Source organism: Acaryochloris sp. IP29b_bin.148, assembly GCF_028285565.1.
GTDB lineage: Bacteria > Cyanobacteriota > Cyanobacteriia > Thermosynechococcales > Thermosynechococcaceae > Acaryochloris.
The window spans coordinates 1-13,813 of record NZ_JANQOY010000046.1; the positions used below are offsets into that span (position 1 = coordinate 1).

Consider the following 13,813-nt stretch of genomic DNA (forward strand, 5'->3'; position numbering starts at 1 on the left):
GTTTATCGATGGTATACACATCGAGGAGGACTCTAATTCAATAGATCGCGAGAAGGTCGCCTGATGCTCTCTCATACACCACATTTGACTATATCTCCACTCCAGATGTTCTGAAGCTACTTGAATGCCCCAGTCTTTGGCTAGAATAAGATAATTATCGTTAGTTCAATCTTCAGGGTAAAGAGGTAATGGGCAAAGATGCCCAAAAAGATCAAAGATTTGAAGCGGCTATTGCAAAAGGCAGGGTTTGTGTTGCTGCCCAAGCGGGGTAAAGGAAGCCACTCTTACTGGATTCATGAACTCTTGCCTAAGCCAGTTGTTTTGTCTGGCAAGGATGGTGGAGATGCAAAGCCCTATCAAGAGAAGCGAGTAGCCGAAGCCTTAGAGACTATAGATCAGCTTCACAGGGAAGATGATAAATGAAGTACAGCATTCTTATTCAGTGGTCTGACCCTGATCAGTCTTATATTGCAAGCTTGCCAGAGTGGGGAAGATTTGCATCAACTCACGGCGATACCTATGAAGAGGCGTTAGAAAATGCCAGGGAGGTTTTAGAGGATCTCATCTACGCCTATGAGAAGACGGGGAAACCATTACCGTTACCGAAAGTTCTACGGGCTGCGTAATAGAAATGTGATTTTATATTTTGGCTGCACGAAAGATGCAAAGCCTAATATATTGCTGCGTAGTTTTTTGATCGTATTTATATTTATGATTAGATAATTATTTTTTTGATTTTTTAGTCATGTTATTTCATGCTTTCTTGATTTTTGACTCATTCTTGACAAAGGATATACTGTTTCTTGCTATAAAACCCAAAAAAATACACCAAAAACCATGGAATTCAACTTTAAAGAATATAAATATGGGATGAGTAGGAAAGAGGCAGAAATAGCTTTAGGAGAATTTTTAAAGTTGGACAATCCTGCCAAAATATTTGCAGTAAAAGGAGATTGGGGGGTTGGGAAAACACACTTGGTAAGAGATTTTCTATCACACGTTCAGAAAAGCTACTACTATGGTTCGGTTTTCGGAGTTTCAACTGTTGAAGATTTAAAGATGCAACTATGGAGCAATTTCAACTCAAATAGTGCAGTTAATCATCAGAATAAAAAGTGGAGTCTTAGAGATATACTTCCAAGGGCTAATAAGAACTCCAAGGATTTAGGGCAGCTAGTGGAAGCATTTCCTAAAATGGAAGATTATGGAATTGGTTTTACGCCAGCATTAATTACACTATTTAGTAATTTTATAATCAACAGTTCGCTCCAAGATAAATTAATATGTATTGATGATATAGAGAGAAGAGAGCAAAGTCTTTCACTGAAAAATATTCTAGGATTTGTTGAGAATTTAGCAAAACATAAAAACTGTAAGATTATTATTATTTATAATGAAAATAAAACAAACGAAGATCCAGAATCAAAAACAGTCTTGTCAGAATATAAAGAAAAAGTGATTGATTTTGAAATAAAATTAGATCCTAGCTTTGATGAAAACTTTTTTATAGGTTTTGGTGAAGGTGATCCTGACAAAGATTTAGTATTAGATTATTTCTCTAAAACAAGCACTAAAATTAATAACATTAGAGTACTTAATAAAATAAAGCTGAACATAGACAAGCTTAGACCAAGCATCAAAGATTTCTTGCCAGAAGTTCGAAAAAAAATTATCGATGAAGTTATCTTTATGACGCTGGCAAAATTTGACATTAGATTTCAAGTAGACCTTGATGCTTTAATGTCAATTGGTAGTTTTCAAAATACCTTCAATCAAGGTAGAGAGCCTGAAAGAGAACTGTACCTAAATGCTATTAATTTGGGGTACACTGGGACGATTGTCAGCGATGAAATATTTCGATTAATAGAAACATATATTTGTAATTATAAGACGATTAATATAGAGGGTAAAAAGCTTAATGATATAGAAGAAAATCATAAAATCGATCAAAAGTTAACTGAGGCTTATGCACCATATTCAGAATCTTTTGAGGCTTGTGAAAAAGATCTTCACAAGAGCTTAAATGCTTTTCTTGAAGAAAATAATAAATTCTTGAGCTTTCAAAAGATTGTAGGCCTTAAAGATATTTCTTGTGCTGTGAATCTAGACATTGAACACTACTGGAATAAATGGTTTGAATATCATATTAATCAAGCAAAAGATCTGGAGGAATTATATGATCTTCAGTCAATTCTTGAAGCAGGTGAATTTATCATAAATAGTAGTCTCCATGCCGATCTTTATCATAAAATTTCTCGCTTTTCGAAAGAGATAAGTATTGATTCAGTTTTGATTAAAATTGTAGAAGAACGAGGATGGTCTCAACGAGATGCTCACTATTTAGATAGTCAGACCTTGGATCAGTGGAAAGAATGGCTTCTAGTTAGGGATCCTGATAAAGTCTATATGATTCGCAAAGGTTTAGAGATGCCAGGTAAATCTTCTCAAACTTTAAAGCAGGCTATCATTGAACTAGCTCAAGATAGTGATTTAAATAAAATGAGAGCTGAGAAACTATATAAAATTTCTCTATAGAGAAACTTAATTGCGCCACCTTAAGAAACTGATATATCAATTGATTTTGAAACAGTCTCAATCTTAGAGGAGTAAATCAAAATCTATAGGCTTGAACAGTAAATCTCAACGAAGCCTTATCTCTGTAAGAGCTAGTACCGATGCGGGAAGCCTGAGGTTATGTCAGCTAACAAAAGTTATGTTTGAGCAATCCCATCGCCAGGCCGGAGATTTAATCGCTGAACGATACCGCCTTCTTTCTGTACTCGGTAAAGGAGGGGCTGGCATTACCTATGCTGCAGAAGATATTTATACCCAACAGGAGTTTGCCCTCAAAGAACTATCTCTAAAGGGCATGGGAGACTGGAAACAGCTAGAACTGTTTGAGCGCGAAGCCAAGGTTTTGTCTCAGCTCGATCATCCAGCCATTCCCAACTATATCGACTACTTTCAAACCGATACAGAAGAAGATCGGTGGTTCTATATCGTTCAGGAATTAGCCCCCGGTCAATCCTTAGCAGACTTGGTGAAAGAAGGATGGCGGGCGAGTCAAGCTGAAGTGCGTCAGTTAGCCTTACAGATTCTGGATATTCTGAAATACTTACATGAGCTAACCCCACCGATTATTCATCGGGATATTAAACCGCAAAATATTATTCGCAGTGAAGACGGTCAGATTTACTTGGTGGACTTCGGTGCCGTTCAAAATGTCTACCACAATACGATGGTAGGGAGTACGGTGGTAGGCACCTATGGCTATATGGCCCCTGAGCATTTCCGGGGGAAAGCCGTTCCCGCTACTGATTTGTACTCTCTCGGGGCAACGCTGCTGTTTCTGTTGACCCACTGCTCCCCTGCTGACTTGCCGCAAAAGCGGCTCAAGATCGATTTTCGCCAAGCCGTGCAGCTTAAGCCAGACTTCGCAGATTGGCTCGATCATCTGCTGGAACCTGCTGTGGAGGATCGGCTGGCCTCGGCCCAAGAAGCGATTGATTGGCTGAAAGCTCCTCCGCACCGTTCGCCCCACTCAGCCATTGCCCCACCCAAAGCCAAAGCCCTGCGGCGACAACCGATGGGCAGTAAGGTTAAGCTACAACGCACAAGGACCCATCTAAACGTTGACATTCCCCCTATTGGTTTACGGGGAGAAACCTTGGGAATTGGCTGTTTCGCTGTGTTTTGGAATGGGTTTATTTTTGTATGGACTGCAGGTGCCCTTGCGGCTGGCGCTCCTTTTATATTTCCCTTATTTTCCATTCCGTTTTGGATTGTCGGTCTCGGCATGGCAGGGGCAACCATCTTTGGGATGGCTGGACGCACCCAATTAGTTATTAATCCACAAACCTTTGAGTTAGTTTGGCAAGTCAAGTCTTTAGGGCTTCGATATCGGCGCAGTGGCCGCACAGAAGATATCGAAGGTATTAGGCTGACCACGGCTTATACCAGTAATGATCGCCCTGTTAAAGGCTGCACTCTACTGGAAGGCGTTAACTCCCATAAATTTGGCACTATGCTTAGTCCTAGTGAAAAAGCCTGGCTAGTGGAAGAAATTGGTGATTTTTTGATGTCTCAACAGGGCTGAATGATTAACTGGAAAACGGCTGATTGCTCTAGCGCACTCATCTATATATTGCGCTCAAGACACAATGGAAGCATTGCGTTGTTAACTTAGCGCTTTATGATTACGCAAATTTCACACCAGATTGGCGACCTTATCGCTGGACGGCATCGTGTTCAATCTATTTTGGAACAGGGTAGCACTGGCATCCCCTTCGATCGAGAGGTGGAATAGAGATTCATAATCTCGAACTCCAACACTCGTGTTTAGAAACACATTCAGACGCTAGTTTTGAGTTTTATATTTAATAAATCTCCTGCATTTATCTAGAAAGAATATAAAAAGTGAAAACGATAACTAAAGAAAGTGAAGATCTCGAGAGCTTCTAGAATAAAACATTGACGAATTCAGTCATTTCATTGGCTTAAAACATTAGCTTCAAGCCATACCAAAACACCTCTGTAATTGCAACACAGAGAATGCCAGAGCCATAATATCAAGCAAGAAAGCGAGCATTATTTTTTTCTTGCTTCATTCACTCAATTCCTAAGGCCGAAAATATTTTTCAGATATAAATAAAAATATATTACGCTTCCCTTTTTATTTAGATAGCCTGCGTAGTAATTTGCACTTGTGCTGCAAGGAAAAATGAGTCTTTTTAAGCAGTACTTGAATTTTATTTCGAAATACACAAGATCTAATTTTTCTAGTGTTCACTCCGTAAAATGAAGGAGCATTCATGAGTATTTTTACTGTCAGCAATACCAACGACAATGGTTCGGGTTCCCTCAGACAAGCTATCGAAGAAGCAAATGCTACGCCAGGGGCGGATCAAATTGAATTTGATCCGCTGTTAAAGGGACAAGAAATTACTCTTACAAGTGGTGAGCTAGACATTAGCGATGACCTAGATATTAGTGGTGGTAAAAACATCACCATTAACGGCAATCATTCTGCTCGTATTTTCACAATTGATGATTTTGATCCAACCACTCAAATCGAAGTCAGCATCGATCGATTAAAGCTAACAGGGGGAAGCTCTAGTGAAGGAGGGGGGGCTATCAACAATGCTGAAAACTTAAAGATCTCTCGTAGTAAAATTATTGACAATGAAAACACGAGTTTAGAACCCACGGATGGCGGCGGTGCGATTCGAAACGCCGATACGGGTCGCTTAGAAATAGACCAAAGTTTAATTGCCAAAAATCAGTCCAGTGCCTTTGGGGGTGGCATCACTAATTTTGGTGAATTGGAGGTCAGTGACAGCATTATTTTTGGTAATGAAGTAACTGGCGGTGGCGGTGGGGGCATTGATAATCGCGGTAGCTTAGCTCATATCTCAGGTACGATCATCGCTAAAAACGTTAATACCGTTAATCCTGCCGGTGGTTTTGGGAATGGAACGCCTGACAGTACAACGATAGTCGAAGACTCATTAATTACAGGGAATCAGGCCACTGACGGTGCCGGATTTTTTGTGAATGCAGGGAAGGTCGAACTCATCGACAGCTTAGTTGTCAAAAACCAAGCTCAGAATAATGGTGGCGGTGCAGCACTCGCTGAGGGGGCGATTCTAGAAATAGATAGCAGTTTGATTGCGTTTAATCGTGCTGAACTCAATGGGGGGGGGCTTGCCAACCTAGGGGGAAATGTCACCCTTGTCAGTAGTAAAGTTTTTGGCAATGAAGCTCTGACTGGAGACGGAGGCGGCATCTTTAATGACGGTGGTTCCCTAGATTTGAATTCGAGCTTTATTGTGGCCAACACCCCCAATAACGGAATTGGGTAGTTTAGTTGGATAGTTTAGTGAGATGATCTCAGTCCCCTATATTTGGGAAACTCAATAAATTGGGGGACTGAAGATATTCATACGGATGTACCTTATCGTTCAGTTAAAAGTTGGAAGGCTTTGGAAAGCGAAGAAAAAAAGACACCCTCTTCTGCCTCAAGAGAGTGTCAAGCTAGCGTCGTTTTGCCAAACTTAGTCCCGTTGTAAGACTTCTTGAATCTCTTGAAGAGTAGGACCGCCAAAGAAAATAACATTCCAAAGGATCGAGAATAAAATCGGTGCCAACACTAGGACAAGCCGGAGGTCTAGTCCAGCAATCACCTGGGGAGCGACTGCCTCATAGATGTCACTACGGTTGATAAACTGCATGGATGCGATCGCACCGATAAACCACACCAATGGCACTCCCAAGGTGTGAACGGCCAACCACCGAACCGTATAAATGGGATATTTCTGTTGCTTCTGAGGACGCTGAAGCTGGGTTCTAGCTGTCATATCTAATTTCTCCTAGTTATTAGCGTCAGGATTGAGTTTGAACTGGCGAAAATCATTGATTTGCTGTTTGCCAGCATACCGATCCGTCACAATTTGAATCTGAGACTCAGATTGAGAGAAATATTCATTAGGGCGAGGTGTCCCAAATACATCGTAAGCAAGCCCAGTACTGACAAAGAACCAACCCGAGATAAAAATAGCTGGAATATTAATAACATGGAGCTTCCAGAAGGATAAATCGGTGATTATCTCGCCAAATGGACGTTCACCAGTTCTACCTGACATAACCGTCTCCTAACTTAATTGAGAATAATTCTTACTCAGAATACTACTATTGATATTAATTTTCAATAAAGAAAAGGATAGAATTTCTGTTATATCTAAGAAGTCAGATAAGTAAAAGCTATAAATGGCAGTACTCTAAACTGATTGGCTCATAAGCTCATCCTCACTTTTAGCCATTAGATAACCAATTAATCGGTAACGATTATTATTTCTATTGAGAATTGTTGTAAATTTGGAAACATACTGAACCAACCTATAGCTCAGTGAAGCCGTGCAGTCATGATTGGCGTCTAAAGCTGGATATGACATTGATACTCCCTGTTTGAATTATCAAGTCGAGGACTTCTAATTCATAGATAGGTCTCGCAAAACATTGATCCCCGCTTAGCGAATCAGCGATTACCCCAAGTCCTCAGGCAAATTACCCCATTAGAATGGTGCATGTATACTACTAGTTCACTCAAAGCAGAATTAAATGAGAAAGGCTGGCGACTCACCCCACAACGGGAAATTATCTTGACGGCCTTTCAAGACTTACCAAAAGGTCAACATCTCAGCGCAGAAGACCTCTATGAGCTGTTACTGAAAAAAGGAACACCCATCAGTCTCTCGACGATATATCGCAATACCAAGCTGATGTCCCATATGGGGATTTTACGGGAATTGGAATTTGCGGAAGGGCACAAGCACTATGAATTGAATCAACCCTACCCCAACCACCACCATCACCTTATTTGCGTGAAATGCAATCAAACCATTGAATTTAGGAGCGATTCGATCCTGAAAGTGGGTAAAACCAAGGCAAAGCAAGCAGGTTTCCACCTACTAGATTGCCAGTTGACCATTCATGCCATTTGTCCCCCCTGTCAAACCCCCACTTACTCTGAATAACAATATCCTTGCTGTTCTGGGAGCATTAACGTTACGCTCATTAATAATGAAGATGTAACGACTATTTATGAAAGAGCTAGATACTCAAACAACCATCAAGTTATTGAATCAGATTATGGAGTTTGAGTTAGCAGGGGTAGTCCGGTATACCCACTACAGTCTGATGGTCACTGGGCCAAACCGATTACCGATTGTTGAGTTCTTTCAGGCACAAGCGAGTGAATCGCTGCTCCATGCCCAAGAGGCTGGAGAGATTCTCACGGGTTTAGAAGGGCATCCCAGCCAGCGCATTGCGCCCATCGAAGAGACCAACCAGCACGCAGTGCAAAATTTATTAGAAGAAAGCCTTTACCATGAACAAACGGCATTATCCCTCTATAAGCAGCTGTTGGATGTGGTTCAAGATGCAACGGTCTATTTAGAAGAGTTTGCTCGTACCAAAATTGGTCAAGAAGAACTTCATACTTTAGAAATTAGGAAAATGCTACGAGATTTCAGCTAGCCTAACGGGCAATCGCTGCAACCGTATTGCCATCTGCCACCTGACTTAAATTTCTAGGGCTTTTGACCCTCCTTCCTCTAGGGTTTTTAAGAGCTTTTTAAGCTGAAACCACACCAATAATCCACTAGACACCACCACCACTGTGGACATGGCAAAGCCAATCGCCCAAGTCACCGCAAATGTCGTTAAGGCCGAGCCCACAAAAACCCAGCTACAAACGCAGATACCCAAATAGGGGACAAACAATCGGACCTCGTAAACCTTGCTCAGGGGCTGGGAAGATCGTCCTTCTGACCATTCCTTGGTTTTTCGCTTGATAGAAACCTCAAACGCTTTGCCACAAGCCAGGCCACAAACTGCGGCAATCCCAATTAAGAAATAAGGCGGATCAGGAATTTCAAAAAGTACGTGCAAGGATAACACCCTGTGTAGAGAACAATGTAACGGAACATTCCATACTTCATCTGAGCCTCCCTTATTATAAATAATTCTCATTTAGCTCAGGAAGCAATACATCAGGATATGTTTTAGGGATCCCTCAAGAAGGAGAGAGTCAGGCAACGTCAAGCAAGCCAATGATGGTGAGGCTAAAACGAACGAACAAGAATAGAAATCTCTTTGAAATTCTAGAGGATTGACCTCGATCACTTACTTAATCGGGGCACTCGATTATCCTTTTCAATTCAGCAGAATTCTTCAAGTATTTCCTCTGAAGGAAAGACAAAAAGGCAGATCTAAAAAGACTTGGCAAAAATAAATATTCATAGAAATTTTGCATAAATCTCTGAGTTTACTCTGACAGCTTATTTAGAAGTTTAGGAAGTAACTTAGCAGACACTAAGGGGAAGTTTTATGACGGATCGTCGACAGGATTCTTATGCCGTCCGAGTTGAAGCAGCGGAACTGGCTAGAAGTCGGAATCACCCTAACCATCAAGCGAATGGCGATGAGCAACGATATGCGGGCGACCAATACTTCATGTCTTTTACAAAGGGATTACCTCACAATCCTGATACTGGATTGTTAGAAGATCCACAAGATTTTGTAGAATTTCGTCGTGCCATTGATGACGGCTTTATTGACCCTTTTTCTGATAGAGTTCGCCACGGTGCTTTATTTGTTGTGGGTGCTGGTGGAGTAATGCCTGACCCAGCCCCAACTAATGATTTTCGACAGTGGGAAGCACCCACAGCAGGGGTCGTTTTCGAGTTAGAGGGACCGGATGCCCAGGCGGTAACCATGCCCCCCGCGCCTCCCTTAGTGGATGCCAGTGGCAATGTGAATCCAGAGCTAGTTTTTGAAATGGCAGAAGTTTATGAACTCGCCATTCTGCGAGATCAGCCCTTCAATGACTTTGAGACTGGAACAGCCAATGCTGACATTACCAACTCAATTGCCCGCCTAAATGCGCTTAGTTATATAACCAATGGTCAACCTGGACGCCCTCGGAAAGTCGATAGTGCAGGCGAACTTGATCCACAAACGGTATTCCGAGGATCTTCTCCAGGGGTAGAGGTTGGTCCTTATCTGTCTCAGTTTTTACTGATCGGTAATACTGACCGTAATGGCAACGGTAGCGTCGATCAAGGTTTGATTACGTATGGTGTGTTGCACATCGATCAAAAAGTTCCCCTTGCCCAACCTGGGGAAGACTATATGCGGGAAATGGATGACTATGTCCTTGTTCAGCGCGGCATTAGGCCAGGTCCAGAAAATTATGTCCCAGATGGCGGGGCCTCTTCTCGCCCATTACGCCGCTTTATCTCAACGCCCCGAGATCTAGCCACCTACGTGCATTATGATGCGCTGTACGAAGCCTATCTCAATGCTTGTATTATTCTGTTGGAGATGGGAACCCCGTTCGATCCTAGCTTTGATCACTTGTCTGGTGTAGGGGCAGCCGCTAGTAGTGCGTCTACTCGACGGAATGCAGGTGGTTTTGCCCTGTATGGTGGCCCACATATTCTCAATCTGGTAACCGAAGTGGCAACACGTGCCCTAAAGGCCGTGCGTTTTCAGAAGTTCAATAACCATATTCGCCTACGGCCAGAAGCATTGGCCGCTCGCCTTGAACTCGTTCGACTCGGCTTACCTGCTCCTCCAGCGTTGATATCTAGTATGGGAACGTTTAGGGGAATATTAGAGAACAATAGTGGGGGGACATTAAATGCGATCGCAGCCCTTCCAGGTGTGGGGGCAGGCAGTTATTTCTTACCGATGGCATTCCCTGAAGGCTCACCGATGCACCCTGCCTATGGTGCTGGCCACGCTACAGTGGCCGGAGCCTGTGTCACGATACTCAAGGCATTTTTCGATACCAGTGCAGTACTGGCCGAATCAGGTGGAACGGTGACCTTTAAGCGATTGAGTAGCGGTGATACTCCAATTGCCTTTCGTGCCCCTGCTATATCTAACCCGCCTGGAGGGACGCTTGATGCCTCTACTCCAGATGAGTTTCTGACCTTAGAAGGTGAGCTGAATAAGCTTGCAGCCAATATTTCTATTGGTCGGGACATGGCAGGAGTTCATTACTTTACTGACTACTACGATAGTTTGCGCATGGGTGAGGAAATTGCGATCGGTATTCTAGAAGAGCAGGCCTTAACCTATTCAACGGATCCCTTTGTATTATCTTTGCCCACTTTTGATGGCGACGTTAGGAGGATTGGCAGCCGATGATCAATCGTCCTACTCGTCGTCCCTCAAGAATACGACCGCCACTGCGAGGGCGATCGGCGGCTGTCCCACCGTTGGGAGCTGAAGGATATGTTAAGCCTGTTGTTCGCTTGCGGCCACCAAGGCCCGGTGGATTTGTGGGCAAGCCCCCTCGCCGGTCAGAGTGCGATCAGATTCATCCTAGTTTTATCGCGTTTTACCACCAATGGTCCGGTCTTTTCAGGGTTTTGAATCGACCTTGGCAGTGGTTCGTTGGATTAATCCTGATTGTTATCCTAGCCGTGTATATCGGCACAGTAGTGGGTTAGCTCTATTCCCTGTTTTGATGGAAGCAGACATTGTCAGGTGGGAATTACTTCTCGTTTATGAGGATGTTCTGGATGCGATCGCTCTCCCGTATCAGCTCAAGATTCTTGTAGCCCAGGTCACAAGCAATCCCCTTGTGGGGATAGGGCCATAGCCAATTATGGGTGGGCGATCGATTGGAATGACCATCCACTTCCTTTCCCAAGCAAGGGATAGCAGGATGCGACACATATTCATCTATCGCAAGATTTTCTAGCTTGATGTGAAAAGGCCAAAAAAAGGAAGGTTATTGCAAAAAAGTGTAATTTTAAGGCTGAACAATCTAATTGTCAGTGTTTCAATTGCTAGCATCACTGTAGCTAATTAATTATGCGGTCTATTTGCTTTTTCTATAGAAATAAGCCAATTTTTTAGGGGTAGAACTCTTACAGAAAAGCATGCAAATTTGTTGGTATGGGAGCTTAGATTAGCTGAGATTATTCTCTGTGTAAAAGTACAAAAAAGTTGAGCTATATTCACATAGAAGAGTATGTCAGTATGTTGGAGTCGATTTAGTATAAAGAGAAGCTTAAGAAGAGCCTAATTGAGATTGTAGTGACAATAATAGAAGCCACATTCAGATAATCTTTAGAGGATAAATCTTTATGGCATCACGAAGAGGCTTCTTTGCTAAACTTTTTGACTTGTCCTTCTCAGAATTTATAGCTGTCCAGATCGCAGGTGTTCTCTATGGAATAGGGATTGTATTGATTGGCCTTATTTGTATCGTTTTGACGTTTGGAGGCTTAAGCCAAGGGATAGGACCTGGCTTAGGTGCATTAATAGCAATGCCTATCATTTTTTTGCTGTATGTGATCTTTTTTCGAATTGCCTTGGAATCCTTTATTGCTACAATTCGAACCGCTGAAAATACCAGTCGAATTGCAGGTTCAATCAACCGTTAGCCATTTGTATATCAGCTATCTGTGCTAAGAACTCTAGCAATTGTGGGGTAAAAAGCAATGCTCAGCTAGTCAATTCGTATGAATGGGCTGTTTGATATATTTTTAGACTTTCTATTGGAGTTGATACGGTATCCAGTCTTGAAATTGTCTAGCTGAGTTATGCTGAAGATTGTTTTATGGGCGTTGAGTAATGCTAGCGTGATTATCAAGAAGATATGTGTACTGCTGGGTAGACATTCTCATAGCAGACATCATTCAACACCATACAATCGCCTTTATGCAGTACTCGTTTATCCTGGTTGAGCCAGAAGTTCCAGAAAACCTGGGGGCAGCAGCCCGAGCGTTGAATACGATGGGACATGCGGATTTGCGGTTAGTGCGTCCTCGATGCGATCGCAATGCAGAAAAAGCTCAAGTTCTCGCCCATGGCTCCCAACATATTCTCAATGCAGCCCCCATTTATGAGCATCTCGCAGAGGCATTACACGATATCGAGCTAGCCTGTGCTACAACCGCTCGGCATCGTTATGAAAAATATCACTATATCTCTGCTCGGGAGTTGCCTCAATACTTACAAGCGAAAGGGGGTAGCGTGCAGCGGCTGGCTATCATCTTTGGGGGAGAACGCTCAGGTCTCAATCGGCAGGACATTAATTGCTGCGATCTGATCACAACCATTCCCCAGGAGATTGCTTATCCCTCTCTCAATTTGGCCCAGGCCGTAATGGTTTATAGTTATGTGCTGGCGGACGTACAAGCTGCGGTTCAGATCCAAGATCAGCGTCTTAATCGTCAACCCATGCCAGTCGAAGAATATGCTCATCTTAAGCAATCAACACTACAGTTGATGGGGCGAATTGGTTTAGCAGAACGCTATCAACAGTATGTGACCCATAGCCTAGCCTTGTTGGGTTATGAAGATCTCTATTTACTCCACAATATTCGGGCTTGTATTGACCGTACGTTAGATCGTTTGGAAGTTAAGCACAGTGGTCCCGATCATGCCGAATCCTGAGCATAGTGCTGAGCCATCTCCAAACGCAGCAACGGTAAGCTTCACGCCAATTGCCTATATTCGCTCTTGTTATCCCGAACGATTTGGTATTCCTAGACAAGCAGGACTCGTCACATCGGCCACCGCAACCATAGCTTTCCCCAATACGGATCTTCACTGGCATGCTTTAAGAGGAATTGAGAGTTTCTCCCATCTTTGGGTGATTTTCTGGCTTCATGGTCAAAACTTTACTCGATTTCGCCCCTTAGTGCGGCCGCCTCGCTTGGGAGGGAACAAAACCATGGGCGTGTATGCCACCCGCAGCCCCAACCGCCCCAACCCTATTGGTCTCAGTGCAGTTCCCTTAGATGGTGTAGAGCAAACCCCTGAGGAAATTTTGCTGCATATCCACGGGGGAGATTTTTTGGACGGTACGCCAGTATTAGATATCAAACCCTATGTGCCCTATGCAGATGCGATCTCATCCGCAACCAGTGCTTGGGCAGAAGATGTCGATCCCCTGTTGCCCGTTGAATGGAGTCTAACGGCACTGGCTAGCCTGGAAACCAGTCAAGGGATTCAGGTAGAAGCAGTTAAACAGGTGATTACAGATGCGATCGCACAAGATCCTCGACCGGGTTATGAACGAGGTAAAGATGGCAAACCCAATCAAGAATGGAATATGCGCCTAGCGGGGTTTGATATTTTTTGGAAAGTGGAAACTGGAGTCGCAGTCGTCACTCGGCTATATCAGATCCCCAATTACTCAGCTCCCCAATCACTTAGAACGCCGTAGCTGGTTACGTTGCACCTGTTCAATCACAGTATTGGCATAAAACTTGCGTGCCAAAAATAATTC

15 protein-coding genes and 1 pseudogene are annotated in these 13,813 nt (G+C 43.2%); 12 read left to right on the forward strand and 4 right to left on the reverse strand.

The window, feature by feature from the left end; all coding sequences use genetic code 11:
• Positions 1-198 precede the first annotated feature (198 nt).
• The 5 genes from Q0986_RS04740 (at position 199) to Q0986_RS04760 (ending at position 5,861) form a co-directional block, all read left to right on the forward strand.
• Complete coding sequence (locus Q0986_RS04740; RefSeq protein WP_299404864.1) at positions 199-423, forward strand: type II toxin-antitoxin system HicA family toxin; 225 nt, start codon at positions 199-201, stop codon at positions 421-423.
• Complete coding sequence (locus Q0986_RS04745; protein ID WP_299404866.1) at positions 420-626, forward strand: type II toxin-antitoxin system HicB family antitoxin; 207 nt, start codon at positions 420-422, stop codon at positions 624-626. Before Q0986_RS04740 ends, Q0986_RS04745 begins: the two co-directional genes overlap by 4 nt.
• A gap of 211 nt (positions 627-837) precedes the next feature.
• The gene (locus Q0986_RS04750; protein WP_299404871.1) at positions 838-2,535 is read left to right on the forward strand and encodes a P-loop NTPase fold protein; all 1,698 of its coding nucleotides are present in this window, start codon (positions 838-840) and stop codon (positions 2,533-2,535) included.
• 178 nt (positions 2,536-2,713) lie between these two features.
• Positions 2,714-4,096, forward strand: a complete 1,383-nt coding sequence (locus tag Q0986_RS04755; protein ID WP_299404875.1) for a serine/threonine-protein kinase — start codon at positions 2,714-2,716, stop codon at positions 4,094-4,096.
• A gap of 715 nt (positions 4,097-4,811) precedes the next feature.
• Positions 4,812-5,861: a hypothetical protein gene (locus Q0986_RS04760; RefSeq protein WP_299404879.1), complete on the forward strand. Its 1,050-nt coding sequence runs from the start codon at positions 4,812-4,814 to the stop codon at positions 5,859-5,861.
• A gap of 351 nt (positions 5,862-6,212) precedes the next feature.
• Here the strand turns inward: Q0986_RS04760 and psbF are convergent.
• Positions 6,213-6,356 (reverse strand): annotated as a pseudogene (gene psbF, locus Q0986_RS04765) (cytochrome b559 subunit beta); the annotation flags it as partial.
• A 12-nt stretch (positions 6,357-6,368) separates the two neighbouring features.
• Positions 6,369-6,641 carry a cytochrome b559 subunit alpha gene (gene psbE, locus Q0986_RS04770; RefSeq protein WP_299404882.1) on the reverse strand — a complete coding sequence of 91 codons (273 nt, stop codon included), beginning with the start codon at positions 6,639-6,641 and terminating at the stop codon, positions 6,369-6,371.
• 441 nt (positions 6,642-7,082) lie between these two features.
• On the opposite strand from psbE, the gene Q0986_RS04775 reads away from it, so the two are divergent.
• Together Q0986_RS04775 and Q0986_RS04780 are read left to right on the forward strand one after the other, a co-directional pair.
• Positions 7,083-7,532 (forward strand): Fur family transcriptional regulator, encoded by a 450-nt coding sequence (locus Q0986_RS04775; RefSeq protein ID WP_299404886.1) that lies wholly within the window; start codon positions 7,083-7,085, stop codon positions 7,530-7,532.
• A 67-nt stretch (positions 7,533-7,599) separates the two neighbouring features.
• Positions 7,600-8,034: a ferritin-like domain-containing protein gene (locus Q0986_RS04780; RefSeq protein ID WP_299404891.1), complete on the forward strand. Its 435-nt coding sequence runs from the start codon at positions 7,600-7,602 to the stop codon at positions 8,032-8,034.
• Between the two features lie 45 nt (positions 8,035-8,079).
• Here the strand turns inward: Q0986_RS04780 and Q0986_RS04785 are convergent, their stop codons facing one another.
• Entirely contained in the window at positions 8,080-8,457 is a 378-nt protein-coding gene (locus tag Q0986_RS04785; RefSeq protein ID WP_299404895.1) for a hypothetical protein, read from the reverse strand.
• 429 nt (positions 8,458-8,886) lie between these two features.
• Here Q0986_RS04785 and Q0986_RS04790 point away from each other — a divergent pair, with 429 nt between their 5' ends.
• Positions 8,887-10,713 (forward strand): vanadium-dependent haloperoxidase, encoded by a 1,827-nt coding sequence (locus tag Q0986_RS04790; protein WP_299404899.1) that lies wholly within the window; start codon positions 8,887-8,889, stop codon positions 10,711-10,713.
• The gene (locus Q0986_RS04795) at positions 10,710-11,018 is read left to right on the forward strand and encodes a hypothetical protein (RefSeq protein ID WP_299404903.1); all 309 of its coding nucleotides are present in this window, start codon (positions 10,710-10,712) and stop codon (positions 11,016-11,018) included. The genes Q0986_RS04790 and Q0986_RS04795 overlap by 4 nt, the downstream gene beginning before the upstream one ends.
• 44 nt (positions 11,019-11,062) lie before the next feature.
• Here the strand turns inward: Q0986_RS04795 and Q0986_RS04800 are convergent, their stop codons facing one another.
• Positions 11,063-11,245, reverse strand: a complete 183-nt coding sequence (locus Q0986_RS04800; protein WP_299404908.1) for a hypothetical protein — start codon at positions 11,243-11,245, stop codon at positions 11,063-11,065.
• 415 nt (positions 11,246-11,660) lie between these two features.
• On the opposite strand from Q0986_RS04800, the gene Q0986_RS04805 reads away from it, so the two are divergent.
• The 3 genes from Q0986_RS04805 to tsaA all read left to right on the forward strand — a co-directional run bounded on the left by Q0986_RS04805 (position 11,661) and on the right by tsaA (position 13,750).
• Entirely contained in the window at positions 11,661-11,960 is a 300-nt protein-coding gene (locus Q0986_RS04805; RefSeq protein WP_299404912.1) for a DUF4282 domain-containing protein, read from the forward strand.
• 277 nt (positions 11,961-12,237) lie between these two features.
• Positions 12,238-12,975, forward strand: coding sequence for a TrmH family RNA methyltransferase (locus Q0986_RS04810; protein ID WP_299404916.1), 738 nt, complete (start codon positions 12,238-12,240; stop codon positions 12,973-12,975).
• A complete protein-coding gene (gene tsaA / locus Q0986_RS04815) occupies positions 12,962-13,750 on the forward strand; it encodes a tRNA (N6-threonylcarbamoyladenosine(37)-N6)-methyltransferase TrmO (protein ID WP_299404920.1) in 789 nt (262 codons plus the stop codon). Before Q0986_RS04810 ends, tsaA begins: the two co-directional genes overlap by 14 nt.
• Positions 13,751-13,813 lie beyond the last annotated feature (63 nt).

Bases quoted from the DNA above. Each gene is read 5' to 3' on its own strand.
- Q0986_RS04740 (WP_299404864.1), top strand. From the start codon at position 199: ATGCCCAAAAAGATCAAAGATTTGAAGCGGCTATTGCAAAAGGCAGGG.
- Q0986_RS04745 (WP_299404866.1), top strand. From the start codon at position 420: ATGAAGTACAGCATTCTTATTCAGTGGTCTGACCCTGATCAGTCTTAT.
- Q0986_RS04750 (WP_299404871.1), top strand. From the start codon at position 838: ATGGAATTCAACTTTAAAGAATATAAATATGGGATGAGTAGGAAAGAG.
- Q0986_RS04755 (WP_299404875.1), top strand. From the start codon at position 2,714: ATGTTTGAGCAATCCCATCGCCAGGCCGGAGATTTAATCGCTGAACGA.
- Q0986_RS04760 (WP_299404879.1), top strand. From the start codon at position 4,812: ATGAGTATTTTTACTGTCAGCAATACCAACGACAATGGTTCGGGTTCC.
- psbE (WP_299404882.1), bottom strand. From the start codon at position 6,641: ATGTCAGGTAGAACTGGTGAACGTCCATTTGGCGAGATAATCACCGAT.
- Q0986_RS04775 (WP_299404886.1), top strand. From the start codon at position 7,083: ATGTATACTACTAGTTCACTCAAAGCAGAATTAAATGAGAAAGGCTGG.
- Q0986_RS04780 (WP_299404891.1), top strand. From the start codon at position 7,600: ATGAAAGAGCTAGATACTCAAACAACCATCAAGTTATTGAATCAGATT.
- Q0986_RS04790 (WP_299404899.1), top strand. From the start codon at position 8,887: ATGACGGATCGTCGACAGGATTCTTATGCCGTCCGAGTTGAAGCAGCG.
- Q0986_RS04795 (WP_299404903.1), top strand. From the start codon at position 10,710: ATGATCAATCGTCCTACTCGTCGTCCCTCAAGAATACGACCGCCACTG.
- Q0986_RS04805 (WP_299404912.1), top strand. From the start codon at position 11,661: ATGGCATCACGAAGAGGCTTCTTTGCTAAACTTTTTGACTTGTCCTTC.
- Q0986_RS04810 (WP_299404916.1), top strand. From the start codon at position 12,238: ATGCAGTACTCGTTTATCCTGGTTGAGCCAGAAGTTCCAGAAAACCTG.
- tsaA (WP_299404920.1), top strand. From the start codon at position 12,962: ATGCCGAATCCTGAGCATAGTGCTGAGCCATCTCCAAACGCAGCAACG.